Source organism: Paracraurococcus lichenis (assembly GCF_030657435.1).
GTDB lineage: Bacteria > Pseudomonadota > Alphaproteobacteria > Acetobacterales > Acetobacteraceae > Paracraurococcus > Paracraurococcus lichenis.
Genome location: NZ_JAUTWS010000008.1, coordinates 142,794 through 167,757 on the forward strand (window position 1 = coordinate 142,794; position 24,964 = coordinate 167,757).

The 24,964-nt window shown below is 71.9% G+C and carries 30 protein-coding genes; 12 read left to right on the plus strand and 18 right to left on the minus strand.

All coding sequences use genetic code 11. The annotated features are described in order from the left end of the window. Positions 1 to 8: 8 nt before the first annotated feature. On the minus strand, positions 9 to 545 hold the full coding sequence (thpR, locus tag Q7A36_RS10635) for an RNA 2',3'-cyclic phosphodiesterase (protein ID WP_305103661.1): 537 nt from the start codon (positions 543 to 545) through the stop codon (positions 9 to 11). A 24-nt stretch (positions 546 to 569) separates the two neighbouring features. After that, complete coding sequence (locus tag Q7A36_RS10640) at positions 570 to 1,139, minus strand: arylesterase (protein ID WP_370655655.1); 570 nt, start codon at positions 1,137 to 1,139, stop codon at positions 570 to 572. Positions 1,140 to 1,257: 118 nt separating this feature from the next. Between Q7A36_RS10640 and Q7A36_RS10645 the strand changes: the two genes are divergently transcribed. Further along, positions 1,258 to 1,977, plus strand: a complete 720-nt coding sequence (locus Q7A36_RS10645; RefSeq protein WP_305103662.1) for an ABC transporter ATP-binding protein — start codon at positions 1,258 to 1,260, stop codon at positions 1,975 to 1,977. 53 nt (positions 1,978 to 2,030) lie between these two features. Continuing rightward, positions 2,031 to 2,189, plus strand: a complete 159-nt coding sequence (locus Q7A36_RS10650) for a DUF6726 family protein (RefSeq protein WP_305103663.1) — start codon at positions 2,031 to 2,033, stop codon at positions 2,187 to 2,189. Positions 2,190 to 2,229: 40 nt separating this feature from the next. Here Q7A36_RS10650 and mltG read toward each other — a convergent pair whose 3' ends face one another. The 6 genes from mltG to fabD all read right to left on the minus strand — a co-directional run bounded on the left by mltG (position 2,230) and on the right by fabD (position 7,194). Beyond that, on the minus strand, positions 2,230 to 3,249 hold the full coding sequence (gene mltG / locus Q7A36_RS10655; RefSeq protein ID WP_305103664.1) for an endolytic transglycosylase MltG: 1,020 nt from the start codon (positions 3,247 to 3,249) through the stop codon (positions 2,230 to 2,232). Positions 3,250 to 3,316: 67 nt separating this feature from the next. After that, positions 3,317 to 4,600 (minus strand): beta-ketoacyl-ACP synthase II, encoded by a 1,284-nt coding sequence (gene fabF / locus Q7A36_RS10660; RefSeq protein ID WP_370655656.1) that lies wholly within the window; start codon positions 4,598 to 4,600, stop codon positions 3,317 to 3,319. A gap of 39 nt (positions 4,601 to 4,639) precedes the next feature. Continuing rightward, positions 4,640 to 4,879, minus strand: coding sequence for an acyl carrier protein (locus Q7A36_RS10665; protein WP_305103665.1), 240 nt, complete (start codon positions 4,877 to 4,879; stop codon positions 4,640 to 4,642). Positions 4,880 to 5,089: 210 nt separating this feature from the next. Beyond that, complete coding sequence (locus Q7A36_RS10670) at positions 5,090 to 5,329, minus strand: hypothetical protein (protein WP_305103666.1); 240 nt, start codon at positions 5,327 to 5,329, stop codon at positions 5,090 to 5,092. 109 nt (positions 5,330 to 5,438) lie between these two features. Then, complete coding sequence (gene fabG / locus Q7A36_RS10675) at positions 5,439 to 6,176, minus strand: 3-oxoacyl-[acyl-carrier-protein] reductase (protein WP_305103667.1); 738 nt, start codon at positions 6,174 to 6,176, stop codon at positions 5,439 to 5,441. A gap of 58 nt (positions 6,177 to 6,234) precedes the next feature. Further along, positions 6,235 to 7,194, minus strand: coding sequence for an ACP S-malonyltransferase (gene fabD / locus Q7A36_RS10680; RefSeq protein ID WP_305103668.1), 960 nt, complete (start codon positions 7,192 to 7,194; stop codon positions 6,235 to 6,237). Between the two features lie 150 nt (positions 7,195 to 7,344). On the opposite strand from fabD, the gene Q7A36_RS10685 reads away from it, so the two are divergent. After that, positions 7,345 to 9,003: an FkbM family methyltransferase gene (locus Q7A36_RS10685; RefSeq protein ID WP_305103669.1), complete on the plus strand. Its 1,659-nt coding sequence runs from the start codon at positions 7,345 to 7,347 to the stop codon at positions 9,001 to 9,003. 66 nt (positions 9,004 to 9,069) lie between these two features. Here Q7A36_RS10685 and Q7A36_RS10690 read toward each other — a convergent pair whose 3' ends face one another. After that, positions 9,070 to 9,795 (minus strand): hypothetical protein, encoded by a 726-nt coding sequence (locus Q7A36_RS10690; protein ID WP_305103670.1) that lies wholly within the window; start codon positions 9,793 to 9,795, stop codon positions 9,070 to 9,072. Between the two features lie 230 nt (positions 9,796 to 10,025). Between Q7A36_RS10690 and rpsF the strand changes: the two genes are divergently transcribed. From rpsF to Q7A36_RS10720, 6 genes are all read left to right on the plus strand, one after another. Next, on the plus strand, positions 10,026 to 10,499 hold the full coding sequence (rpsF, locus tag Q7A36_RS10695) for a 30S ribosomal protein S6 (protein ID WP_305103671.1): 474 nt from the start codon (positions 10,026 to 10,028) through the stop codon (positions 10,497 to 10,499). A gap of 3 nt (positions 10,500 to 10,502) precedes the next feature. Then, positions 10,503 to 10,781 carry a 30S ribosomal protein S18 gene (rpsR, locus tag Q7A36_RS10700; protein WP_230448987.1) on the plus strand — a complete coding sequence of 93 codons (279 nt, stop codon included), beginning with the start codon at positions 10,503 to 10,505 and terminating at the stop codon, positions 10,779 to 10,781. 39 nt (positions 10,782 to 10,820) lie between these two features. Further along, the gene (locus tag Q7A36_RS10705; RefSeq protein ID WP_305103672.1) at positions 10,821 to 11,747 is read left to right on the plus strand and encodes a hypothetical protein; all 927 of its coding nucleotides are present in this window, start codon (positions 10,821 to 10,823) and stop codon (positions 11,745 to 11,747) included. Positions 11,748 to 11,762: 15 nt separating this feature from the next. Then, on the plus strand, positions 11,763 to 12,317 hold the full coding sequence (gene rplI / locus Q7A36_RS10710; protein ID WP_305103673.1) for a 50S ribosomal protein L9: 555 nt from the start codon (positions 11,763 to 11,765) through the stop codon (positions 12,315 to 12,317). Between the two features lie 147 nt (positions 12,318 to 12,464). Next, a complete protein-coding gene (locus tag Q7A36_RS10715) occupies positions 12,465 to 13,154 on the plus strand; it encodes an SDR family oxidoreductase (RefSeq protein WP_305103674.1) in 690 nt (229 codons plus the stop codon). Positions 13,155 to 13,181: 27 nt separating this feature from the next. After that, complete coding sequence (locus Q7A36_RS10720) at positions 13,182 to 13,586, plus strand: RNA polymerase sigma factor region1.1 domain-containing protein (protein ID WP_305103675.1); 405 nt, start codon at positions 13,182 to 13,184, stop codon at positions 13,584 to 13,586. Between the two features lie 75 nt (positions 13,587 to 13,661). Here Q7A36_RS10720 and Q7A36_RS10725 read toward each other — a convergent pair whose 3' ends face one another. From Q7A36_RS10725 to acnA, 3 genes are all read right to left on the minus strand, one after another. Beyond that, complete coding sequence (locus tag Q7A36_RS10725; RefSeq protein WP_305103676.1) at positions 13,662 to 13,991, minus strand: type II toxin-antitoxin system PemK/MazF family toxin; 330 nt, start codon at positions 13,989 to 13,991, stop codon at positions 13,662 to 13,664. Continuing rightward, positions 13,982 to 14,191, minus strand: coding sequence for an antitoxin MazE family protein (locus Q7A36_RS10730; protein WP_305103677.1), 210 nt, complete (start codon positions 14,189 to 14,191; stop codon positions 13,982 to 13,984). The genes Q7A36_RS10725 and Q7A36_RS10730 overlap by 10 nt, the downstream gene beginning before the upstream one ends. Before the next feature lie 110 nt (positions 14,192 to 14,301). Then, positions 14,302 to 16,998 (minus strand): aconitate hydratase AcnA, encoded by a 2,697-nt coding sequence (gene acnA / locus Q7A36_RS10735; protein ID WP_305103678.1) that lies wholly within the window; start codon positions 16,996 to 16,998, stop codon positions 14,302 to 14,304. A gap of 112 nt (positions 16,999 to 17,110) precedes the next feature. Between acnA and ccmA the strand changes: the two genes are divergently transcribed. The 3 genes from ccmA to Q7A36_RS10750 all read left to right on the plus strand — a co-directional run bounded on the left by ccmA (position 17,111) and on the right by Q7A36_RS10750 (position 19,389). Continuing rightward, complete coding sequence (ccmA, locus tag Q7A36_RS10740; RefSeq protein ID WP_305103679.1) at positions 17,111 to 17,701, plus strand: heme ABC exporter ATP-binding protein CcmA; 591 nt, start codon at positions 17,111 to 17,113, stop codon at positions 17,699 to 17,701. After that, positions 17,698 to 18,399, plus strand: a complete 702-nt coding sequence (gene ccmB, locus Q7A36_RS10745; protein ID WP_305103680.1) for a heme exporter protein CcmB — start codon at positions 17,698 to 17,700, stop codon at positions 18,397 to 18,399. The genes ccmA and ccmB overlap by 4 nt, the downstream gene beginning before the upstream one ends. Positions 18,400 to 18,531: 132 nt before the next feature. Continuing rightward, positions 18,532 to 19,389, plus strand: coding sequence for a TauD/TfdA dioxygenase family protein (locus Q7A36_RS10750; protein ID WP_305103681.1), 858 nt, complete (start codon positions 18,532 to 18,534; stop codon positions 19,387 to 19,389). A 42-nt stretch (positions 19,390 to 19,431) separates the two neighbouring features. On the opposite strand, the gene Q7A36_RS10755 is transcribed toward Q7A36_RS10750, so the two are convergent. The 6 genes from Q7A36_RS10755 to Q7A36_RS10780 all read right to left on the minus strand — a co-directional run bounded on the left by Q7A36_RS10755 (position 19,432) and on the right by Q7A36_RS10780 (position 24,962). Then, positions 19,432 to 19,824: a Zn-ribbon domain-containing OB-fold protein gene (locus Q7A36_RS10755; protein WP_305103682.1), complete on the minus strand. Its 393-nt coding sequence runs from the start codon at positions 19,822 to 19,824 to the stop codon at positions 19,432 to 19,434. A gap of 5 nt (positions 19,825 to 19,829) precedes the next feature. Then, on the minus strand, positions 19,830 to 20,996 hold the full coding sequence (locus tag Q7A36_RS10760) for a thiolase domain-containing protein (protein ID WP_305103683.1): 1,167 nt from the start codon (positions 20,994 to 20,996) through the stop codon (positions 19,830 to 19,832). 109 nt (positions 20,997 to 21,105) lie between these two features. Continuing rightward, a complete protein-coding gene (locus tag Q7A36_RS10765; protein ID WP_305103684.1) occupies positions 21,106 to 22,878 on the minus strand; it encodes an ABC transporter substrate-binding protein in 1,773 nt (590 codons plus the stop codon). Between the two features lie 49 nt (positions 22,879 to 22,927). Beyond that, positions 22,928 to 23,209, minus strand: a complete 282-nt coding sequence (locus tag Q7A36_RS10770) for a DUF2160 domain-containing protein (RefSeq protein WP_305103685.1) — start codon at positions 23,207 to 23,209, stop codon at positions 22,928 to 22,930. Positions 23,210 to 23,211: 2 nt separating this feature from the next. Then, positions 23,212 to 24,078 (minus strand): carbohydrate ABC transporter permease, encoded by an 867-nt coding sequence (locus tag Q7A36_RS10775; RefSeq protein ID WP_305103686.1) that lies wholly within the window; start codon positions 24,076 to 24,078, stop codon positions 23,212 to 23,214. Next, on the minus strand, positions 24,075 to 24,962 hold the full coding sequence (locus tag Q7A36_RS10780) for a carbohydrate ABC transporter permease (RefSeq protein ID WP_305103687.1): 888 nt from the start codon (positions 24,960 to 24,962) through the stop codon (positions 24,075 to 24,077). Before Q7A36_RS10780 ends, Q7A36_RS10775 begins: the two co-directional genes overlap by 4 nt. Positions 24,963 to 24,964: the final 2 nt, after the last annotated feature.

Below are 24,964 nucleotides of genomic sequence, written 5' to 3' on the forward strand. Positions count from 1 at the left end.
GGCCGCGCTCAGGCCAGCTCGTACTCCACCTCCGGCACATAGACCGCCGCATCCTTGCCGAGGCGGGAGGAATAGAGGGTGAAGTGCTCCACCGCCACCGGCGGCAGGCGGAACAGGTTGTGCGCCTGGACGAAGCCGACCAGCTTGTCCGGCGGCGCCTTGTCGGTCCGCGCCAGGGTCACATGCGGCGAGAAGCGCTTGCGCTCCGGCTCCAGCCCGATGCGCTGCAGCGCGGTCTCCACCTTGGCCTGCAGGAAGCTCAGCCCCTCGGTCTTCTCCACCCCGACCCAGAGGGCGTTGATCCGCCCGCCCTTCTCGAAGGTGCCGACCCCGCGCAGCGAGAGCTCGAAGCTCGGCGCGCGGATATTGGCCAGCGCGTCATCCACCTCCTGCGCCCGCCAGTTCTCGATCTCCCCGATGAAGCGCAGCGTAAGGTGGTAGTTCTCCGGCGGGACCCATCGGGCCCCCGGGATGCCGCCCGAGAGCATGGCGAGCTGCGCCTTGATGGCGGCGGGCAGGGCGAGGGCGACGAAGAGGCGGATCATGGGCCGGTTCTCCCCTGGGGCACTTCATCCGGCGGGCGGGTGCGGCACCCGCTCCAGCAGGGTCTCGACCGAGGGGAGGATGCGGCGGACCACCTCCGCCAGCCCCCGCTCGTTCGGGTGGATGCCGTCCGGCTGGTTCAGCGCTGGGTCGCCGGCCACCCCCTCGAGGAAGAAGGGGTAGAAGACGAGCTCCGGCCGCGACCGGGCCAACTCCTGGTACACGGCGGCGAATTCCCGGCCGTAGTCGGCGCCGAGATTGGGCGGGGCGAGCATCCCCGCCAGCAGCACCGGGATCCGGCGGGCGGCCAGCCTGTCCAGGATCCCGGTCAGCGCCGCGCGGCTCTGCACAGGCGGCAGGGCGCGCAGCCCGTCATTGCCGCCGAGCTCGACGATCGCCGCCTGCGGGTTGTCGGCCAGCGCCCAGTCGAGGCGCGCGAGGCCGCCCGCCGTGGTGTCGCCGGAGACGCCGGCATTGATGACCCGCACGGCACGGCCACGGGCGAGGAGGGCCCGCTGCAATTGCGGCACGAAGCCCTGGTCCTGCGGCAGGCCATAGCCCGCGGCCAGGCTGTCGCCGAGGACGAGCAGCCGCACCGGTCCCTCCGCGCCTGCGGACCGCAACACTCCGAAACCCGAAAGGGCGGCGAGCAGCGCTGTTCCGATCGCCCTGCGACGGCCATATCCGGCGGCACCACGGAATGTCCCAGGCGCCATGGATGCCATCGCAACGCACTCCCGATCCCTGCCCGAACCCGATGCCGCCGAAGCGCTCATCGCAGCCAGGGACCTGCGGTTCAGGGTGGCGGGAGCGGCCGGGGAGGTCAACATTCTCCGCGGGGTGGACCTGACCATCCGGCGCGGGGAGGCGGTGGGGCTGGTCGGTCCTTCGGGCTCGGGCAAGACCTCGCTCCTCATGCTGCTGGCGGGGCTGGAACGGCCGACGGGCGGCACGCTGCGCGTGGCCGGCCAGGACCTCGCCCGGATGGATGAAGACGCGCTGGCCCGCTTCCGGCGGGGGCATGTCGGGATCGTGTTCCAGGCCTTCCACCTGGTCCCGACCATGACGGCGCTGGAGAACGTCGCGGTGCCGCTGGAATTCGCCGGGCGGCGGGATGCCTTCGACCGCGCCGCGGCGGCGCTGGAGGCGGTCGGGCTCGGCCATCGGCTCGGGCATTATCCCGGCCAGCTCTCGGGCGGCGAGCAGCAGCGGGTGGCGCTGGCCCGCGCGACGGTCGCCGAGCCGCCGCTGCTGCTGGCGGACGAGCCGACCGGCAACCTCGACCGGGGGACGGGCCAGGCCGTCATGGACCTGCTCTTCGGGCTGCGGGTGCGGCTCGGCACGACGCTGCTGCTGATCACGCATGACGAGCACCTCGCGGCGCGCTGCGGCCGGGTGGTGCGCATGGAGGACGGGCGGGTGGCGGAGGGCTGAACGGCCCGGCCCTTTCGGGCGTTCTTCGCATGCAACGGCATAGGAGATGGGAGATGCGAGTCGCACTGCTTCTGCTGGCCGGCCTGGCCCTGTCCGGCTGCGGCCTGGTGGCCTTGCCTTTCCGGGTGACGGGCGACGTGATCCAGGTGGTGCCGGTGGTCGGCAAGCCGATCGGCGCGCCGATCCACGCGGTGGGCGACGCGATCGATTAGCCGGGCGGGAGCCCCGGAGGGCTGCGTCCCGGTCCCGGGCTCAGCGCGTGACGGGCGCCCCGTTCTCCGCCCGTCGCTTCTCGATCTCCCGCCAGCGGCCGACGTTGCGGTTGTGCTCCTCGAGCGTGCGGGCGAAGGCATGCCCGCCCGAGCCGTCGGCGACGAAGTAGAGATCCTCGGTCGCCGCCGGCCGCGTCACCGCCCGCAGGGCGGCCAAGCCCGGCGCGCCGATCGGCGCCGGCGGCAGGCCCTTGATGCGATAGGTGTTGAAGGGGTGGTCGCGGTCGAGGTCGGCGCGCGTCAGCGGCCGGTCCAGCGCGCCGCCCTCGGCCGCGGCATAGGCGACGGTCGGGTCGGACTGCAGCGGCATGCCGCGCCTGAGGCGGTTGAGGAAGACCGCGGCGATGCGCGGCCGCTCCTCGGGCAGCGCGGTCTCGCGCTCGACGATGCTCGCCAGCACCAGGGCCTCGCGCGGGGAGGCGAGGGGCAGGTCCTCCGCCCGCTCCGCCCAGGCCTCGGCCAGGGCCTTCGCCATGGCCTGCTCCGCCCGCCGCAGCAGCGCCGCGCGCTCGTCGCCATACTGGTAGGCATAGGTTTCGGGCAGCACGGCCCCTTCCTCGGGCGCCGAGACCTCGCCGGTCATTCCCTCGGCGCCGCGGATGACGGCCAGGATCTGCCGCGCGGTCAGCCCCTCCGGGATGGTGAGGCGCCGCTGCACCGGCCGCCCCGTGCGCAGCACCGCCAGCACCTGCTCCAGCGAGGCGCCGGGCGGGAAGGCGAACTCGGCCGCCCGCAGCGGGCCCTGTCCGCGCGTCGCCCAGGCGGCGGTGGCGAAGGCGCGGCCATCGGCGATGACCCCGGCCCGCAGCAGGGCCTCGGCGATCGCCTCCGTCCCGCCGCGCGGGACCACCACCTGCGCCGGCGCGGCCAGCGGCCCGGGCGCACGATAGGCCTGCAGCGCATACCAGCCGGCGCCGCCCGCGAGGGCGCAGACAAGAAGAAGCACCACGCCGATGCGGCGCAGCACGCCGACGCCGGAACGGCGCGGCGCCCTAGCCATGGGACGCATCTCGGGATTGCGGCGGCATGCTCATGCCTGCGGAACGCGCCGCCGCCGCTTTCGTGCCTTACTGCGGCGCGCCGAAGACGATGCTCGCATTGGTGCCGCCGAAACCGAAGCTGTTGGACAGCGCCACCCGGATCGGCCGCTCCTGCGCCTGCCTGGCGACGCGGTCGATCGGGCTCTCGCGCGAGACCTGCTCGAGGTTCAGCGTCGGCGGCGCGACATGGTCGCGGATCGCCAGGATGGAGAAGATGCCCTCGACCGCGCCGGCCGCGCCGAGCAGGTGCCCGATCGCCGACTTGGTGGAGGACATGGCGAGCTTGCCGGCATCCTCGCCCCAGAGCCGCTCCACCGCGCCGAGCTCAAGGTCGTCGCCGAGCGGCGTGGAGGTGCCGTGCGCGTTGACGTACTGCACCTCGGCCGGCGCGACACCGGCATCGCTCAGCGCCGCCCGCATGGAGCGGAAGGCGCCGTCGCCGGTCTCGGAGGGAGCGGTGATGTGGTAGGCATCGCCCGACATGCCGTAGCCCAGCACCTCGGCATAGATCTTCGCGTTGCGCTTCTTCGCGTGCTCGTATTCCTCGAGCACGAGGACGCCGGCGCCCTCGCCCATGACGAAGCCGTCGCGGCCCACGTCCCAGGGGCGGGAGGCCTGTTGCGGCGTATCGTTGTAGCCGGTGGACAGGGCGCGGGAGGCGCAGAAGCCCGCCATGCCGATCTCGGAGACCGCGGCCTCGGCGCCGCCCGCGACCATCACGTCGGCATCGCCGAGCGCGATCAGCCGCGCTGCATCGCCGAGCGCATGCACGCCCGTCGCGCAGGCGGTGACAGCGGAGTGGTTCGGGCCCTTGAAGCCGAAGCGGATCGAGACGTGGCCGGAGGCCAGGTTGATCAGCGCGGAGGGGATGAAGAAGGGCGAGATCCGCTTGGCCTTGCCCTGCGAGATCAGCACCGAGGCCTCGTAGATGGTCGGCAGGCCGCCGATGCCCGAGCCGATCATGACGCCGGTGGCGCAGCGGCCTTCCTCGTCCTCGGGCTTCCAGCCGGAATCCTCGACCGCCTCCGTCGCCGCCACGAGGGCGAGCTGGATGAAGCGGTCCATCTTCTTCTGGTCCTTGACCGGGATCCACTCGGCCAGGTCGAGCCCGCCGGTCGCCCGGGTGCCGGACGGCACCTGGCCGGCGATCTTGGCCGGCAGGTCCTTGGTGTCGAAGGACTGGATGGCCGCGATGCCGCTCTCGCCCTCGATCAGCCGCTTCCAGACATGCTCGACACCGAGACCGAGCGGGCATGCGATGCCCATGCCGGTGACGACAACCCGCCGCGGGGCCACACCTTTCGCGAACACGCTCAGCCTCTTCGTCTATGGAACTTCGCCGGCCGGCCGTCAGGCCGCCTTGTTCTTCTCGATGAACTCGATCGCGTCCTTGACGGTCTGGATCTTCTCGGCCGCGTCGTCCGGGATCTCCACGCCGAAGGCCTCCTCGAAGGCCATCACCAGCTCGACCGTGTCGAGGCTGTCGGCACCCAGATCATCGATGAAGGAGGCATTGTCGGTGACCTTGGCCTCTTCCACGCCGAGGTGCTCGACAACGATCTGCTTAACCTTCTCGGCGGTATCGCTCATCGCCTGATTTTCTCCTGATAACGGCGCGTGACGGACCCAGGCCGGCCCCAGAGGGACGTCCCAAAGAGCCCGGGGGGGTAACACGGAACACGGAACGCGCCTAGGCGCTGTTTGCGCCCTTGGCAAGGGCCGAGGGCAGGGCGGCCGGGGCGCCGCGCCGGCCCGATGCCAGGCGGTCTGGCCTCGTGCGGCCCGTCTCAGCAGCCCGTCTCAGCGGCCCGGCGGGGCGACCGCCAGCGCCAGCCGCGCCAGGCCCATCATGGCCTCGATCGCCGCGCCGGGCGTGGCGAGGCAGGCCAGGGAGGCGAGCAGAGCGACGTGCAGGTCGCCCCCCTGGCACAGGACGGCGACGGGGGCGGCGACCGCCGCCGCGCCGAGCAGGAGCCAGGGCCCGTCCGGCCAGGGGCCGACCAGGGGAAGACCGGGCCTGGGAAACCGGGGCTTGTCCACGCGCGCCATCCGCCGCCTCGCCTGCACAGGAGGGAGAAAGCGGAGAAGCCTAGCGTAGGTTGCCTGACGGAGGCCCGAACAATCGCACGATGGGCCTGCCCGCCGGCCCTCAGATCATCGCCATGCCGCCGTTGACGTGCAGCGTCTGGCCGGTGACCCAGGCGGCCTCCTCGCTCGCCAGGTAGACCACGGCGCCGGCGATGTCCTCCGGCGTGCCCATGCGCGCCGCCGGGATGCGCTCCAGCAGCTTGCCCCGCGCCGCCTCGGGCAGCACGTCCGTCATGGCGGTCTTCACGAAGCCCGGGGCGACGACGTTCACCGTCACGCCGCGCGTCGCCACCTCCTGCGCCAGGGACTTGCTCATGCCGATCAGGCCCGCCTTGGCGGCGGCGTAGTTGGCCTGCCCGGCATTGCCGGTGACACCGACGATGGAGGCGATGGAGACGATCCGCCCATGCCGCTTCTTCATCATCCCGCGCAGGCTGGCGCGCGCCAGGCGGAAGGGCGCGGTCAGGTCCACCTCCAGCACCGCGGCCCAGTCGGCATCGCCCATGCGCAGCGCCAGCATGTCGCGGGTGAAGCCGGCATTGTTGACCAGGATGTCGAGCCCGCCGAGCCCGCCCTCCACCGTCTCGACCAGCGCGGCCGGCGCCGCGGGGTCGGCAAGATCGGCCGGCGCGACCAGCACCCGCTCGCCGAGTTCTGCCGCCAGCGCCTCCAGCTCGGCCGCGCGGCGGCCGGTGAGGGCCACGGCGGCGCCCTGGGCGTGCAGCGCGCGAGCGACCGCGGCGCCGATGCCGCCGGTGGCACCGGTGACCAGGGCGACCTTGCCATCCAGACGGAACATCGCGAACTCCTTGTATCCTGCGGGACGCCGCGCGCGGGTCACGGGCCGCGCGACAGGCTCAGAGCGACTTGAGGAAAGCCTCGATATCGGCGGGATTGCCGACGGCCATGGCCGTCGCCTCCGGCGCATTGCGCTTCATCAGCCCGGTCAGCACCTTGCCGGCACCGAGCTCGGCGAAGCGGTCGCAGCCCATCGCCGCCATGGCGGCGACGCATTCGCGCCAGCGCACCGTGCCGGTCACCTGCCGCACCAGCAGGTCGCGGATCTCGGCAGGCTCCGTCGCCTTGTCGGCGGAGACGTTCGCCACCACCGGCACCGCCGGCGCGGCGATCGCCGCCCGCTCCAGCGCCTCGCCCATCGCATCGGCTGCCGGCGCCATCAGCGAGCAATGGAAGGGCGCCGAGACCGGCAGCGGCATGGCGCGCTTGATCCCCGCCCCCGGCGCGGCCGCGACGGCGCGATCGATGGCGCCCTTGTGGCCGCTGATCACCACCTGCCCGCCGCCATTGTCGTTGGCGACCTCGGCGACCTCGGCCTTGCCGGTCTCGGGATCGGTCCGCGCGGCCTCGCAGAGCGCCCGGGCCTGCTCGAGCTCGGCGCCGAGCAGCGCCGCCATGGCGCCGAGGCCGGGCGGCGTCGCCTTCTGCATCGCCTCCCCGCGCAGCCGCAGCAGGCGGGCGGCCGTCGGCAGGTCGAAGGCACGGGCGGCGGTGAGCGCCGAGTACTCGCCGAGGCTGTGCCCGGCAACCAGCGCCACGCGGGTGGCGAGGTCGAAGCCGCCCTCCTTCTCCAGCACCCGCAGCACGGCGACGGAATGCGCCATCAGCGCCGGCTGGGCATTGGCGGTCAGGGTCAGTTCCTCCGCCGGCCCCTCGAACATGAGGCGCGAGAGGTTCTGCTTCAAAGCCTCGTCCACTTCCCCGAACACCTCGCGGGCGGCGGGGAAGGCGGCGGCGAGGTCCCGGCCCATGCCGGGAGCCTGGCTCCCCTGGCCGGGGAAGACGAGGGCGAGCGCCATGGCGGCTTGTTCCTTGGTGGCTGGGCCGTGCGATGGGCGCGCGGGGTAAAGGCCGGTCATCCGACTGTCAACGTTCGCGGCCGCACGCTTAACCCCGGCTTCAGCCGCGCCGGGCCAGCCTGCCCCTCCACCCACCAAAACGGGGGCGCCATGCCATCGGCATCCATGGGCGAGCGGCTGCCGCGCCTCGCCTTCCTGCAGTTGCGCGGCCTCGACCATTTCCTGCCCGACCTCGTCGCCGGCCTCGCCGCCACGGGTGCCGTGGAGCCGCGGCGCTTCACGGTCACGGGTCCGGAGGCGCTGGCGGAGGCGCTGCGCTGGGCCGACGACCCGGCGCGCGACGCGCTCTGGTTCGAGTTCTGCTGGCCGCCCTTCCCCGAGCTGCTGGCACGGACGGACTTCGGGGAGCGGCGGGTGATCCTCCGCGTCCACCGGATCGAGGCCTATGAGGCGCCGCATGCCGCCCGCTGCCCCTGGGACAGGGTGACGGACTGCGTCACGGTCAGCGAGGACATGGCGAGGATCCTCCTGCAGGCGGCGCCCACGCTCGAGCGCACGACCCGCCTGCATGTCCTCCACAACGGGGTGGACCTCGACCGCTTCGCCCCGGCCGCCGCGCCGCCCGACCCGTTCCGCATCGGCTGGTGCGGCAGCATGATCGCCCGCAAGAACCCGACCCTCGCGCTGGAGATCCTGGCCCGGCTGCTGGCGGAGGACCCGCGCTGGCGGCTGCACATCGCCTCCGGCCAGGGGGACCGGCTGGTGCAGGACGCGGTGCTGCGCCTGGTGCCGCGCATGGGCCTCGGCGGCGCGGTGCGCTTCGACGGCGCGGTCCCGGCCGCCGCCATGCCGGCCTGGCATGCCCGCAACGCCGTGCTGCTCTCGACCAGCCTGCACGAGAGCTTCGGCTACGCCATCGCCGAGGCGGCGGCGGTCGGCTGCGACCTGGCGGTGCTGGACCACCGGGGGGCGGAGGAGTTCTGGCCCGAGGCGGCGCGCTTCGGGACGGTGGAGGAGGCGGCGCGCATGATCCGCGCCGCCCGCCCGGGACGCTGGCGCGGCCTCGTCGCGGAGCGCTTCGGCCTGGATCGGCAGGTGGCCGCGGTGCTCGCCCTGCTGCGGGACCGCGCGCCGCCGGCGCCGCGGGAGAGGCTCGTGCCGCTCTCCCACGGCGCCTGGCGCGGCGTCTTCCCGCTGCGCGACCCGGCGGACCAAATCCAGCACGCCATCCTGGCAACCGGCGCCTTCTACGAATCCGCGATGCTGGAGGATCTGCGGCAGCGCCTGCCGCCGGGCGGGCTCTTCGTCGATGTCGGGGCCAATATCGGCAACCACACGCTCTTCGCCGCCGGGGTCTGCGGCGCCCGGGTGCTGGCCTTCGAGCCCGCCCCGGCATTGGCCGAGCATTGCGCGGCGACGCTCGCGTCGAACGGGTTGGCGGGGGCGCTTGACCTGCGCCGGCAGGGCGCGGCGGCCGCGCCCGGCGCCGCCCGGCTGCTTCCCGGCCCGGCCGGCAATGCCGGGGAGACGGCGCTCGAGCCCGATGCAGCCGGCGAGGTCGCGCTGGTCCGGCTCGACGATGCGGTCGGCGAGGCGCCCGATGCGATCAAGATCGACGTCGAGGGCATGGAATGCGCGGTGCTCGAGGGCGCCCGCGGGCTGCTGGCCCGGCACCGGCCCGCGCTCTATGTCGAGACGCGGACGGAGCCGGAATTCGCCGCCGTCGCCGCGCTGCTCCGGCCGCTCGGCTACCGGGCCGAGGCGCGGTTCAACCATACGCCGACCTGGCTGTTCCTGCCGGAACGCTGAGGCATGGGTCTGGGGCTCCGCCCCAGGCCCCGCGAAGGGGGCGAGGCCCCCCTTCGAGACACCCCTTCAGTCCTTTCCTTCGGCCGTCTCGGTGGCCAGCGCCGCGGCGACGGGGGCGATGACCGAGGGGAGCGAGGCGCCCGGGCGCGGCACCGGCGGCGCCGGCACCACCACCGGTGGGCCGGGCGGGGCCGGGACCATCTGCTGGATCACGCTGGCCGCCGCGGCCCCCGCCGGGTCCGACCCGGCGGCCGGGGTGGAGGCCGCGCCCTCGGGCCTCTCCTCCCGCTCGGGCTTGGCCGGGGCGCGCGCCGGCGGCGCGGCCGTCGCCACCGTGTAGTCCGGCACGATCCGCGCCTGGTTGCCGGTGATCACCAGCACCTTCTGCCCGACCACCAGGGGCACCGTGTCCTTCTGCGTGACCGAGAGCAGCTCGTCCTTCTCCGTCCGCACCACGTATTCATGCGCCGGCGTGTCCACCGCCGCGCTCTCCGCCGCCCGGCCGATCAGGCCGCCGACCAGGGCGCCACTGACGCCGCCGAGCGCCTGGCCGATGCCGCCGCCCGGCGTCTGGGCGCCGAGCACGCCGCCCGCCGCCGCGCCGGCCGCGGCGCCGGTGCTGCCCTCGGCGGTGATCTGCACCTGGCGCACGCCGACCACCACGCCCGGCTCCACCTTGTTCGCCTGCTGCACGGCGCGGGTGGCATAAGTGTCGGGCGAGTAGCGCTCCCCGCAGGCGGCGAGGGCGAGGGCGAGGGCGGAGGCGAACAAGGAGGCGGCGAGACGGGGCAAGGGTCTGTCCTTCCGCGGTTGCGGCCCGTGTCTAGGTCAAGCGGGAACGGCTTGTCACCCGGAAGGCGAAGGCCCGCCCCCGCGACTCCGCGCTTGCGCGCCGGCCCTCTCCCATGCTTTACGCCGCGCTTCCCTGCCGCCCGCGAAGGCATCGCGCGCGGCTATGCCCCTTTGCGCGCCTTGGCATCCCGCCTTGCGCCCCTGGGCTGAGACAGCCAGAGGGAGAACATATGCCACTCTATGAAAGCGTGTTCATTGCACGCAACGATGTCACGCAGCAGCAGGTCGACACCATCGCCGACCAGATCACCGCCACCCTCGGCGAGCAGGGCGGCGAGGTGAAGAAGCGGGAATACTGGGGCCTGCGCGGCCTCGCCTACCGCATCAAGAAGAACCGCAAGGGGCACTACATGCTCCTCGGCATCGACGCCTCCCCGGCGGCGATGCAGGAGGTCGAGCGCCAGCTCGGCCTTAACGAGGACGTGCTGCGCGTGCTGACCCTGCGGGTCGAGGCGATCGACGAGGCGCCGTCGGCCATCCTCTCCCGCCGCGGCGAGGACCGCGAGCGCGACCGCGGCTTCCGCGGTCCCCGCCCGCCGGGCCGCTTCGGCAGCGGCCGCCGCGACCGCGGCGACGAGCGCGAGGAATTCCGCGCCCGCCCGCGCGAGGAACTCGAAGCCGCCACCGGTGGCGAGGAGCAGTAAGCCATGTCCGAGACGACCGACCTCTCCCCGGCCGCCCGCCGCCCCGCCGTCGGCGCCCGCCGGCCCTTCTATCGCCGCCGCAAGTCCTGCCCCTTCTCCGGCCCGAACGCGCCGAAGATCGACTACAAGGACGTGCGCCTGCTGAGCCGCTTCCTCTCCGAGCGCGGCAAGATCGTGCCGAGCCGCATCACCGCGGTATCCGCGAAGAAGCAGCGCGAGCTGGCCAATGCCATCAAGCGCGCCCGCTTCCTGGCCCTGCTGCCCTACGTGATCAACGACTGAGGCAGGGGGCGGGGTAGGGATCCCCAGGACGACGGAGCGATGGGTGCCGTGATCGCGAAGCGGCCGCAGGGACAGGGACTCTTCGGCAACCCGGGGCTGCTGGCCTCGGGGGCCGCGGGATTCGCCTCGGCCGTCCTGGCCCTCTGGGCCATGCGCGACCTGCCCCTCGGCACCGGCCTGCTCTGGGTCGCGCCCTTCCCGCTCTTCGCCGCGGGGCTCGGCTTCGGCCCGGCCAGCGCCGTGGCCGCCGGCCTGCTCGGCACGCTGCTCGTCGCCGTCTCGGGCGGGGGCTACGCCGCCACGGTCTACCTCGTCCTCTTCGGCGTGCCGGCGCCGCTGCTGGTGCTGGCGGGCCTCAGGGGCGGGCGGCTGGGGCTTGCCATGCCGCTGGCGCTGCTCGGCCTCTGGCCGCTCGTCGTCCTGCTGGCGGCGGCGCTGCTGCTGGCGGACGACGGCGGGCTGGAGGCGGCGCTGCGGCAAGCGATGGAGACCTCGCTCGCCCGGCTCGGCCTGCCGGCCTCGGAGGAGTTCGTCGCCGCCCTCGTGCGGGTGAAGGCAGGCGCGATCGGCTTCTGGGCCGCCACCGCCCTGCTGGCCAATGCGCTGGTGGCGGCGGCCGTCCTGGCGAAGCGCGGGTGGCTCGCGGTGCCGCGGCCGGACTGGGCCGCGGTGCGGCTGCCGGGCTGGTACCCGCTGCTGCCGGCGCTTGCCCTCGGGCTCTTCCTGGCGGCGCCGGCGGGCGGCGATGCGATCCCGCTCTCGGCCCTGCTGCTGCTGCTCGTGCCGCTCTTCCTGCAGGGCCTGGCCGGCGTGCATCGCCGGCTGCGCGGCCGGGCGGGGCGGCGGCCGATGCTGGCGGCCTTCTATGTCCTGCTGGTGCTCTTCCTGCAGGTGATGGGCCCGGGCCTGGTCGGCCTCGGCCTCTACGACCAATTCCAGCGGCGCGCGGCGCCGCGTCAGAGCTGACGAAAGGCGCAAGCCATGATTGAACTGATCCTGATGCAGCGGGTCGAGAAGCTCGGCCAGATGGGCGAGCTGGTGAAGGTCCGCCCCGGCTATGCCCGCAACTTCCTGCTCCCCAAGGGCAAGGCCATCCGCGCCAATGCCGACAACCTGAAGCGGTTCGAGGCCGAGCGCGCGCAGCTCGAGGCGCAGAACCTGAAGCGCCGCGAGGAGGCCGAGCGGATCGCCGAGCGCGTCTCCGGCCTGACGGTCACCATCATCCGCCAGGCCGGCGAGTCGGGCAGCCTCTACGGCTCCGTCTCTGCCCGCGACATCGCGGATGGCTGCAAGGACGGCGGGCTCACCGTCTCCCGCACCCAGGTGCTGCTGGAGCAGCCGATTAAGACGCTCGGCCTGACGAACGTCCGCGTCGAGCTGCACCCCGAGGTGCACATCAACGTCGTGGTGAACGTCGCCCGCTCGGTCGAGGAGGCGGAGAAGCAGATCCGCGGCGAGGAGATCCTCCGCGAGGAGGAGCCGAGCCTCGAGGACGAGCTGCGCGCCGAGATCGGCGCGGCGATGGAGGAGCGCTGAGCGCTTCCTCTCCGCGTATCGCGGCGACATGCGGGGGCCCTTCGGGGCCCCTTTGCAATTCGGCACCCCGGCCCAACTCCGGACCATGAGCGCGATGATCAGGCCGGCCTGGCGCGGCAAAGCGACCGGACCGCGGAGGATGCCGCGATGAGCGGCACGGCGGTGGTGCTCGGCGCCACGGGCGGCATCGGCGGCGCGCTGCTGGCCGCGCTGGAAGGGGAGGGGCGCTGGCGGCGCGTCATCGGCCTCTCGCGCCGGGGCGAGCCGGCGCTCGACATCACGGAGGAGGCCAGCGTCGCGGCCGCGGCGGCATGGCTGGGTCGGGAGGCGCCGGACCTGGCGCTGGTGATCGTCGCCACCGGCTTCCTGCATGATGCGCGCTTCCAGCCGGAGAAGGCGATGCGCCAGCTCGACCCGGCGCAACTCGCCCACAGCTTCGCGGTGAACGCCATCGGCCCGGCGCTCGCCATGAAGCACCTGCTGCCGCGGCTGCGGCGGGACGGGCCTGCGGTCTTCGCCGCGCTCTCGGCCCGGGTCGGCAGCATCGGCGACAACCGCCTCGGCGGCTGGTGGAGCTACCGCGCCTCGAAGGCGGCGCTGAACCAGCTCATCCGCACCGCGGCGGTGGAGATGGGGCGGGCGAACCCGCGTGCCGCGGTCGTTGCGCTGCATCCCGGAACGGTGGATACCGGCCTCTCCGCGCCCTTCTCCAAGGCCGGGCTGGAAGTGCAGCGGCCGGAGGCGGCCGCGCGCCGCCTGCTGGACGTGCTGGCGGGGATCGGGCCGGAGCAGTCGGGTGGCTTCTTCGACCATCAGGGAAGGCCGGTCCCCTGGTAGCCGGCCGGCGATGGAGGCGGCAGGCGCATGGCGGGCAATCCCTTCCAGACCTGGGTGGTGCGGATCGGGCCGCTGATCGCGCGCGGCAAGGCCCGTGGCTGGGTGACCCGGGCCGAGATCCGCGCCGCCCTGGCGCGGCCGATCGCGCCGGAGGGGCTGGTCGGCGAGTTCACCGCCGCGCTGAAGGCCAAGGGCGTGCGCGTGCGCGACCGGGCGCCGGTGGAGGACGGCCTGCTCCTCGACGCCATGACGGCGGCGCTGGAGCGGCTGATCGAGCGCGGCAAGGCGCGCGGCTACGTCACCTATGAGGAGATGCACGCGGCGCTGCCGGCCGGCAGGGTCTCGAGCGAGTTGATCGAGGATACGCTGGCCCACCTGGCGGAACTGGGGATCAGCGTGGTCGAGGCCGAGGAGGGCGGGACGGAGGGGTGAGGCGTGCCGATGACCGAAGGGCCGGATGGCCCGGAGGTCTGAATCGGCTCGCCCAACATACAAGGCGGCGGGGCGCTAGCCGATGCCGAGGAAGAGGAGCAGCGATCGGTCGATGCGCAGCATGTCCTCCGCCGACACCATCCCGATGCGGGTGCCGAAATTGCCCCTGGGCACGGTGGTGATCTTGTCGACCATCACCCTGCAATCGGCATGGAGCCCGTTCCCGGCGCTGGGCTGCAGTTCAGGGCGGATTAGCGGGGCATCCGTCGGATCGGTCGTGCAGGGTACGACGGTCACCGAGTTGAAGCCGGTGACCCGGTCCGACTGAACGATGATCGCCGGCCGGGGCTTCCCGGCATAGGCGCCGCCGGCAACGGTCCAGACCTCCCCGCGCCTCACGGCCACTCGGCCGAGATCGCGTCCACGAAGGCCTGGTCATCCCTCTCCTGCTCGCTCTCCGCAATGGCGCGGACCTGGCGCCGCAGTTCCTCCTCGAACCCCGGGGCGCGGGTATCGGGCACCCAGATCTGGATCGGGCGCAGTCCCTGCCGGCGCATCTTCTCCCGGTAGCGGCGGACCTTCTCCCGGGCGGCGGACGGCGTCATGGCTGGACCTCCGGGTAACATGTTACCTCGGCCCGGCGCCGTTTCAAGCGCCCGGAATTGCGAAGGGGCCCTCGCGGGCCCCTCCAACTCATCCCGGTGGTCAGGCCGGCTCAGGCCGCCTTCGCCATCCCGCGCAGCACGTAGTGCAGGATGCCGCCGTTCTTGTAGTACTCGACCTCGTCGGCCGTATCGACGCGGCAGAGCACCTTGGTGGTATGCTTGCTGCCATCGGCGCGGGTGATGACCAGGTCCAGCGTCATGCGCGGGCGCAGGTTCTCCAGCCCGACGATGTCGATCTGCTCGTCGCCCTGGATGCCGAGCGACTTGCGGTCCTCGCCGTTCATGAAGACCAGCGGCAGCACGCCCATGCCGACGAGGTTGGAGCGGTGGATGCGCTCGAAGCTCTCGGCGATCACCGCCTTCACGCCCAGCAGGAAGGTGCCCTTCGCCGCCCAGTCGCGCGAGGACCCCGTGCCGTATTCCTTGCCGCCGAAGACGACCAGCGGCGTGCCTTCCTGCTTGTAGCGCATGGCGACGTCGTAGATCGGCGCCACCGCGCCATCCGGGTAGTGCTTGGAGACGCCGCCCTCGGTGCCCGCCACCATCTCGTTCCGGATGCGGATATTGGCGAAGGTGCCGCGCATCATGACTTCATGGTTGCCGCGGCGGGCGCCGTAGCTGTTGAAGTCGGCCTGCCGGACCTGATGCTCCACCAGGTACTCGCCGGCCGGGCTGGTCTTGCGGATATTGCCGGCGGGCGAGATGTGGTCGGTGGTGATGCTGTCCGCCAGCACCGCCAGCACGCGGGCGCCCTGGATCGGCTGGATGCCCTTCACCTCGGGCGTGATGCCCTCGAAATAGGGCGGGTTCTGCACGTAGGTGGAGCCCGAGTTCCAGCGATAGGTGTCGCTGTCCGCATCGACGCGGATCGCCTGCCACTGGCCGGGGCCCTTGAAGACGTCGCCATAGCGCTCGAGGAACATCTCGCGCGTCACGACGGAGTGGACGGTATCCGCCACCTCCTTCTGTGTCGGCCAGATGTCCTTCAGGTAGACCGGCTGGCCGTTGCTGCCGGTGCCGATCGGCTCTTTGCTCAGGTCCTTGGTCACCGTGCCGGCGAGGGCATAGGCGACCACCAGCGGCGGGGAGGCCAGGTAATTCGCCCGCACATTGGCGTGGACGCGGCCCTCGAAGTTCCGGTTGCCCGAGAGCACCGCGGCGGCGACCAGCTTCTCGTTCTCGATCGCATCCACGATCGGGTCCGGCAGCGGCCCGCTGTTGCCGATGCAGGTGGTGCAGCCATAGCCCGCGATGTTGAAGCCGAGGGCATCGAGATGCGGCTGCAGGCCGGACTGCGCGAGGTAGTCGGTGACCACCTGGGAGCCGGGGGCGAGCGAGGTCTTGACCCAGGGCTTCGCCTTCAGGCCGAGCTCGTTCGCCTTCTTCGCCACCAGCCCGGCCGCGACCAGGACATAGGGGTTGGAGGTGTTGGTGCAGGAGGTGATGGCGGCGATCACCACGTCGCCGTGGCCGAGGTCGTAATTCGCGCCCTCGACCTTCACGCGCTTGGCCGCCTCGTCGCCCGGCACGCCCATGACGCCGGCGGCGAGGTCCTTGGCGAAGGCAGGCGCCACGTTCGATAGCGCGACGCGGTCCTGCGGCCGCTTCGGGCCGGCCAGCGAGGGCTCCACGGTGCCGAGGTCGAGCTCGAGCGTGTCGGTGAAGACCGGGTCGGGCGAGTTGCTGTCGCGCCAGAGGCCCTGCGCCTTGGCATAGGCCTCGACCAGCTTGATCCGGTGCTCGTCGCGGCCGGAGAGGTTGAGATAGCCGATGGTCGTAGCATCGACCGGGAAGAAGCCGCAGGTCGCGCCGTATTCGGGCGCCATGTTGGCGATGGTGGCACGGTCGGCCAGCGCCAGGTCGTCGAGGCCGGCGCCGAAGAACTCGACGAACTTGCCGACCACGCCCTTCTTGCGGAGCATCTGGGTGACGGTCAGCACCAGGTCGGTCGCGGTGACGCCTTCCTTCAGCCGGCCGGTCAGCTTGAAGCCGATGACGTCGGGGATCAGCATGGCGATGGGCTGGCCGAGCATGGCCGCCTCCGCCTCGATGCCGCCGACGCCCCAGCCCAGCACGCCGAGGCCATTGACCATCGTCGTGTGGCTGTCCGTGCCGTAGCAGCTGTCGGGATAGGCGTAGAGATCGCCGGCATCGGCCATGGTCCAGACCACCTGCGCCAGGTATTCGAGGTTCACCTGGTGGCAGATGCCGGTGCCGGGCGGCACGACGCGGAAATTGTCGAAGGCGGACTGGCCCCAGCGCAGGAACTCGTAGCGCTCGCCGTTCCGCTCGAACTCGATGTCGACGTTCTTCTGCAGCGCGTCGGGCGTGCCGGAATAGTCGATCATCACGGAGTGGTCGATGACCAGGTCGACCGGGACCAGCGGGTTCACCCGGCGCGGGTCGCCGCCGAGCTTGATCATGCCGTCCCGCATCGCCGCCAGGTCGACCACGCCCGGAACGCCGGTGAAATCCTGCATCAGGATGCGGGCGGGGCGGAAGGGCACTTCCTTCTCGGACTTGCCGGCCGGCAGCCAGCCGGCGATCGACTTCGCGTCCTCGACCGTGTAGCTGCTGCCGTCCTCGTAGCGCAGGACGTTCTCGAGCAGCACCTTGAGGCTGAAGGGCAGGCGGCTGATGTCGCCGATGCTCTTGGCCGCTTCGGGCAGGCTGAAGTAGTTATAGGTCTTGCCGTCAACCACCAGGGTGCGGCGGGTCTTCAGGCTGTCCTGCCCGATCATCCGCATGATCCGGAACCTTTCCTTCGTCGCGCCTGTTGCGGCGCGTCACGGCCGCGGGTTTAAGCATGGCCGGACTTGACGGTCCACGGTCGTGATTTTCCAAGGGGCTGGGTCGGGTATGCTGGAAGCCAGGGACCTCGCCTGTTTCCGGGGCGAGAGGGTGGTCCTTGCCGGCGTCTCCTTCCAACTCGAGGCGGCAGGCGCGCTGCTCCTCGTCGGCGCCAACGGGGCGGGTAAGTCCACCCTGCTGCGCCTGCTGGCCGGGCTGCTGCGGCCGGAGGCGGGCGCGGTGCTGTGGGACGGCCGGGACGCGCTGGCCGACCGGGCCGCGCATGCGGCGCGGGTCCGCTACCTCTCGCACCAGGACGCGCTGAAGCCGGCGCTGACGGCGCGGGAGAACCTGGAATTCTTCGCCCGGCTCTGGGGCGGAGGGGTGGAGGCGGCGCTGGCCGCGCTCGACCTCCTGCCGCTCGCCGACCTGCCGGCGCGGGTCCTCTCCTCCGGCCAGAAGCGGCGGCTGGCGCTCGCCCGGCTGGCCCTGGCGCCGGCGCCGCTCTGGCTGCTGGACGAGCCGACGGTGGGGCTGGATGCGGCCTCGGTCGAGCGGCTGGGCCTGCTGCTGGCGCGGCACCGGGCGCAGGGCGGGATGGTGCTGGCGGCGACCCACCTGCCGCTGCCCCTGCCGGGCGCCGGGGAGTTGCGGCTGTGAGCGCGCCGGGGGAGGCCCTGGAGGCGCCGGCGGCAGGCGGCCGGGCCTGGCTGGCGCTGCTGGCGCGGGAACTGCGCCTGGCCCTGCGGCACCCGGCCGATACCTTGGCAGCGGTGCTGTTCTTCGTCCTCGTCGCCGCGCTCTTTCCCTTCGGCGTCGGTCCGGCGCCGGAGACGCTGGCGCGGCTCGCCCCGGGCGCGCTGCTGGCGGCGGCACTGCTGGCCGCCCTGCTGCCGCTGGACCGCCTGTTCGGCGCGGATGCCGAGGACGGGTCGCTGGACCAGTTGCTGCTGAGCGGCATGGGGCCGTCGGCCGTCGCTGCGGCCAAGGCGGCGGCGCATTGGCTGACCACCGGCCTGCCGCTGTTGCTGGCCACGCCCATTGCCGCCGCCATGCTGAACCTGCCGGTGGAGGCCTGGCCCGCCGCCATGGCGGCCCTGGGGCTGGCCGCCGGCTTCCTCTCCCTGCTCGGCACCGCCGGGGCAGCGCTGACGCTGGGCGCCCGGCGCGGCGGCGTGCTGCTGCCCCTGCTGGTCCTGCCGCTGGCGATCCCCGCCGTCATCTTCGGCGCGGCGGGGATCGAGGCGGCGGCGGCCGGCCTCCCGGCGCGGCCCTATCTGCTGCTGCTGGCGGCCCTGCTGGCCGCCGCCCTGCCCCTCGCGCCGCTGGCCGCCGGCGCGGCGCTGAGGACCGAATGATGCTGGCACAGGCGCTCGACTGGATCGCGCAGCACCGGCCGGCGATGGTGGCGCTGGCCGTCGTGCTCGCCCTGACCCTGCTGGCGGGGCGGCGGCGCTGAGGGCATCATCCCGGCAAAACGGAGGACGCCCATGCCCGAGCTCACCCCGCTGCACCCGCTCTTCGCCGCGCGGGTCACCGGTCTCGACCTGCGGCGCGGCGTGACGGCCGAGGAGGCCGCCTGGCTGCGGGCGGCGCTGGACCGGCACTCCGTGCTGGTCCTGCCGGGACAGGACATCACCGATGCGCAGCAGGTCGCCTTCTCCGAGGCCTTCGGCCCGCTGGAGGCGACCCGGCCCGGGGCGCGCGGCGCCGGCAGCCCGCTGATCGTGCTCAGCAACATCGACCGGGATGGCGGCATCGCCCCGCCCACCGACCGGCAGGTGCTGAACAACCTGGCGAACCGCGCCTGGCACCACGACAGCAGCTTCAAGCCGGTGCCGGCGCGCGCCTCCGCCCTCTCCGCGCGGGAGACCCCGTCGCGCGGCGGGGAGACGGAATTCGCCTCCATGCGCGCGGCCTGGGCGGCGCTGCCGGAGGCCATGCGGGCCCGGGTGCGCGGCCGCGTCGCGATCCACGACTTCGCCTGGTCGCGCGGCCGCATCGCGCCGGCGCTGGTGACGGAGGCGGAGCGGGCGCAGCACCCGCCGGTGCGCCAGGCCATGCTGCTGGAGGAGAATTCGCACGGCCCGGCGCTCTACCTCGGCGCGCATGCCCGCAGCGTGGAAGGCATGCCGGAGGCGGAGGGGCGGGCGCTGATCGAGTCGCTGATGGCGCACGCCACCCAGCCGGGCTTCGTGTACCGCCATGCCTGGACGCGGCACGACATCGTGGTCTGGGACAACCGCGCCGTACTGCACCGCGCGACGCCCTTCGACAGCGAGGGCGAGCGGCGGCTGATGGTGCGGACGACGATCGCGGGCGCGGCGGCGACGCTGGCCGCGGCGTGAGCATGACGCGGCGGCGCGACCTTCGCGCCGCCGCCGCCCGCGTTACGCCGGCTTGAACTGCGGATAGGGCGGCCCGTCATCCTTGGTGGGGCGCCAGGTGACGGCCACCTTGTCGCCGATCGCCACCTTGTCGAAGTCGCACTCCACGATGTTGGTCATCATCGTGGGGCCTTCGTCCAGCGTGACATAGGCGACCGCGTAGACCTCCGGCGCGCGCTTCATGACGCTGACGCTGTAGATGGTCCCGCGGCCGGAGGCCTCGCGCCACTCCGTCTTCTCGCTCATGCAATGCGGGCAGACGGCGCGGGGGTACCAATGCGCCTTGCCGCAGGCGGTGCAGGCGCGGATGAGGAATTTCCCTTCCTTCGCCGCGGCCCAGAAGGGCTCGGTCTCCGGGTTGGTCAGCGGCGCGGGGATGGAGCGTTCCTTGGCCATGGGTCTCACTCCCTCTCCATGATCAGCGTCGCGGCGCCGTGCCGGCTGCCGAGCAGCCCGCCCGTGCCATGCGCCAGGGCGATGTCGCAGTTCTTCACCTGCACGGCCGGATGCGCCTCCCCGCGGAGCTGCCGCACCGCCTCGATCACCTTGGTGATGCCGCCGCGATTGGCCGGGTGGTTGTTGCAGAGCCCGCCGCCATCGGTGTTGAAGGGCAGCTTGCCGGTGCCGCTGATCAGGTTGCCGTCGGCGACGAACTTGCCGCCCTGGCCCTTCTCGCAGAAGCCCAGGTCCTCGAGCTGCATCAGCACCGTGATGGTGAAGCTGTCGTAGATCGAGGCGTATTTGATGTCCTTCGGCGTCACGCCGGCCTCGGCGAAGGCGGCGGGGCCGCTGCGGACGGCGGCGGAATAGGTCAGGTCCACCTCCCCGCCCATCTGGCCCTTCATGCTCTCCCCGGCGCCGAGCACTTTCACACGTGGCCGCTTCAGCGATGCCGCGATCTCGGGGGCGACCACCACCAGCGCGCCGCCGCCGTCCGAGACGACGCAGCAGTCGAGCCGGTGCAGCGGCGTGGCGATCAGCGGGCTGTCGACCACCTGCTCCACCGTCACCACGTCCCGCAGCATGGCGTGCGGGTTGTGCTGCGCGTGGTGGCTGGCCGCGACCTTGATCCAGGCGAGCTGCTCGGAGGTGGTGCCGTACTGGTACATGTGCCGCGCCGCGCACATGGCATAGGCATTCACCGTGGCGATGCCGGTCGGGAATTCCCATTGCGTGTCCGGCGCATCCGCGCCGCGCACCCGCGGCACGGCGCCGGAATGCCCCTCGCTCCGCGGCCGGCCGGCGAGCGTGATCAGCGCCACCTTGCACTTGCCGGCCGCGATCGCCTCCGCCGCATGGGAGACATGGGCGATGTAAGAGCAGCCGCCGACATCGGTGCTGTCGAGGTGGCGCAGCGTCAGGTTCATGTAATCGGCCATGGCGAGCGGCCCGAGGCCCGGCGCATCGCCCGCGCAGAAATAGCCGTCCACGTCGTCCTTGGAGAGGCCGGCATCCCGCAGCGCGCCGAGCGCGCTCTCGGCATGCAGTTGCGCGACCGACTTGTCCTTGGCGAGCCTGGTCGGGTGCTCATAGGCACCCATGATATAGGCCTTGCCCTTGATACTCATGCGCTCCCCCGGAGGTTGCATCCTCGGACGGGGGCAATGTCAGCACGGATCGGCGCAGTGGGGTAGCGGGGGGCCGGCAGGCCCCCCGCCCCATTCTCAGGTCCGCGTCTCAGGCCCGCTTCGGCGGCGTCGCCGGCCAGCTGCGGATCAGGGTGTCGTAGTCCACCGTCTCGCCCTTCGGCTTCTCGTTGGCGAGCTTCCTCTGCGGCGCGAGGTTGCCGTCCTTCTTCGACTGCTCGTACCAGTGCTCGGCCGAGGTCTTCGGGTTCAGCTTCGGCCCGCACTCGCCCTGGACATTGGCGCGCTGCAGGCGCTCCAGCACGCTGTCCTGCGCCGCCGCCAGCGCGTCCATCGCCTGCTGCGGCGTCTTGGCGCCGGAGGAGGCATCGCCGATGTTCTGCCACCAGAGCTGCGCCAGCTTCGGGTAGTCCGGGATGTTCACGCCGGTCGGCGTCCACTGCACCCGCGCCGGGGAGCGGTAGAACTCCACCAGGCCGCCGAGCTTCGGCGCCCGCTCGGTGAAGGACTGGTGCCAGATGTCGCTCTCGCGGATGAAGGTGAGCCCGACATGGCTCTTCTTCAGGCTGGTGGACTTCGACACGCAGAACTGCGCGTAGAGCCAGGCCGCCTTGCGGCGATCCACCGGCGTCGACTTCAGCAGGGTCCAGGATCCCGCATCCTGGTAGCCGAGCTTCATGCCGTCCTTCCAGTAGGCGCCCTTCGGGGAGGGCGCCATGCGCCACTTCGGCAGACCCTCGCCATCCACCACCGGCAGGCCAGGCTTGACCATGTCGGCGGTGAAGGCGGTGTACCAGAACATCTGCTGCGCGATGTTGCCCTGCGCCGGGACCGGGCCGGATTCGCTGAAGGTCATGCCGGCCGCCTCGGGCGGGGCATACTTCTTCAGCCACTCCACGTACTTGGTCACGGCATAGACGGCGGCCGGGCCATTGGTGTCGCCGCCGCGCTCGATGGAGGAGCCGGTCGGGCGGCAGCCCTCCATGCGGATGCCCCATTCGTCGACCGGCTTGCCGTTCGGGATGCCGCGGTCGCCATTGCCGGCCATGGAGAGCCAGGCATCGGTGAAGCGCCAGCCGAGCGAGGGGTCCTTCTTGCCGTAGTCCATGTGGCCATAGACCTTGACCCCGTCGACCTCCTTCACGTCGTTGGTGAAGAACTCGGCGATGTCCTCATAGGCCGACCAGTTCACCGGCACGCCGAGGTCGTAGCCGTACTTCTTCTTGAAGGCGTCCTTGATGGCGGGACGGGTGAACCAGTCGTAGCGGAACCAGTAGAGGTTGGCGAACTGCTGGTCCGGCAACTGGTAGAGCTTGCCGTCCGGGGCGGTGCAGAAGCTGCGGCCGATGAAGTCCTCGAGGTCGAGGGTCGGCAGGGTGACGTCCTTGCCCTCGCCGGCCATCCAGTCGGTCAGCGGCACCGCCTGCTGGTAGCGGAAATGCGTGCCGATCAGGTCGCTGTCGTTCACCCAGGCGTCGTAGACATTGCGCCCGGACTGCATCTGGGTCTGGATCTTCTCGACCACGTCGCCTTCCTGCAGCAGGTCGTGCCGCAGGCGGATGCCGGTGATCTCGGAGAAGGCCTTCGCCAGGGTGCGGGCCTCGTACTCATGCGTGGTGATCGTCTCCGACACCACGTTGATCTCCTGGCCGCGGAAGGGCTGCGCGGCGCGCGCGAACCACTCCATCTCCTGCATCTGCTGCTCGCGCGAGAGCGTGGAGGGCTGGAATTCCTCCCCGACCCAGCGGCGGGCGGCATCCACGCCCTGCGCGAGGCTGTGCCGCGGCGCCAGGATCACCGGCGCGGCGAGCACCGCCGCACTGCCGAGCAGCAGCCTGCGGCGGTTGATGATGGTCTCTGCCATGTGCATTTCCTCCTCGTGGTCGCTGCGCCCGTGCCCCGGGCGCGGGTGGTCAGGCCCAGCGGAACAGGGCTGCGCCGAAGATCACGGAGACGATGCTGGCGCCCCAGAGCGGGGCCTCGCCCGCCAGCGCCAGCCAGGCCAGATGGATGAAGGCGCCGCCGAGCAGCGTCAGGAACAGCCGGTCGCCGCGCGTGGTCGGCAGGCCGAGGATGCCGATGCGGTCCGCCTCCGGCCGCAGCACGGCGAGCAGCGTCATGACCGCGAGCGTGGCGAAGAGGGCGCCGAAGAACAGCGCCGTCTCCCAGGTCCAGGCCATCCAGGAGAGATCCATGGTCACACCCGCCCCAGCGCGAAGCCGCGCGCGATGTGGTTGCGGACGAACCAGATGACGATGGCGCCGGGGATGATGGTCAGCGTCCCGGCCGCCGCCAGCAGCCCCCAGTCCATCCCGGCGGCCGAGACGGTGCGGGTCATGGTGGCGACGATCGGCTTGGCATCCACGGTGGTCAGCGTCCGCGCCAGCAGCAGCTCGACCCAGGAGAACATGAAGCAGAAGAAGGCGGCGACGCCGATGCCGCCGGCGACCAGCGGCATGAAGACGCGGACGAAGAAGGCCGGGAAGGAACAGCCGTCGATCGCCGCCGTCTCGTCGATCTCCCGCGGCACGCCGGACATAAAGCCTTCCAGGATCCAGACCGCGAGCGGGATGTTGAAGACGCAATGCGCCAGCGCCACCGCCCAGGGCGTATCGAACAGCCCGACCGCGGAATAGAGCTGGAAGAAGGGCAGGGCGAAGACCGCCGGCGGTGCCATGCGGTTCGACAGCAGCCAGAAAAACAGGTGCTTGTCGCCCAGGAATCGGTAGCGGCTGAAGGCATAGGCCGCCGGCAGCGCGACGGTCAGCGAGATCGCGCTGTTCAGCACCACATAGGTCAGGCTGTTGAGGTAGCCCGTGTACCAGGAGGCGTCGGTGAAGATCCGCCGGTAGTTCTCCAGCGTCGGGTGCATGGGCCAGAGCGTCATGCCGGAGGCGATCTCGGCATTCGTCTTCAGGCTCATGTTCACCAGCCAGTAGATCGGCACCAGCAGGAACAGGATGTAGAGGCCGAGGACGAGGCGCGGCGCCAGCGCCCGGGCGGCGCCGGACCGCGCCGGCGCGCGCGCCGCCGGCAGCGCGGCGGGGACGGCGACGCCGCTCATCGCGCCGCCTCGCTCTGGCCGCGGGTGGTGGTGGCGTAGAAGACCCAGCACACCGTCAGGATGATCAGGTTGTAGACGATCGACATGGCCGCCGCCTTGCCCAGGTCGAACTGGCCGAGCGCGATCTTCACCAGGTCGATGGAGAGGAAGGTGGTGGCATTGCCGGGGCCGCCGCCGGTGACCACGAAGGGCTCCGTATAGATCATGAAGCTGTCCATGAAGCGGAGCAGGATGGCGATGGTCAGCACGCGCTGCAGCTTCGGCAACTGGATCGCCCGGAACACCGCCCAGGCGCCGGCGCCGTCCACCTTCGCCGCCTGGTAGTAGGCATCCGGGATGGCGCGCAGCCCGGCATAGCAGAGCAGGACGACCAGCGAGGTCCAGTGCCAGACATCCATCGCCACCACGGTGATCCAGGCGTCCAGCGGATTCTGCGCGTAGCTGTAGTCGATCCCGAGGCCGTTCACCGCCGCGCCCAGCAGGCCGATGTCGCGCCGCGCGAAGACCTGCCAGATCGTCCCCACCACGTTCCAGGGGATCAGCAACGGCAGGGCGAGGACGACGAGCGAGGCGGCGACTCCCCAGCCCCGGCGCGGCAGGGTGAGCGCGACGGCGATGCCGAGCGGGATCTCGATCAGCAGGCACAGCCCGCTGAACAGCAGCGTGCGCCAGAGCGCGTCGAAGAAGCGGCCGCCGAGGTCGGTCGCGGGGTCCAGCAGCTCCTTGAACCAGGCGGTGCCGTTCCAGAAGAACTGGTTGTTCCCGAAGCTGTCCTGCACCGAGTAGTTCACCACCGTCATGACGGGAATGAGGGCGGAGAAGGCGACCAGCGCCACCACCGGCAGCACCAGGAACCAGGCGCGGTCGTCGCGCGGCTTGGCCATCG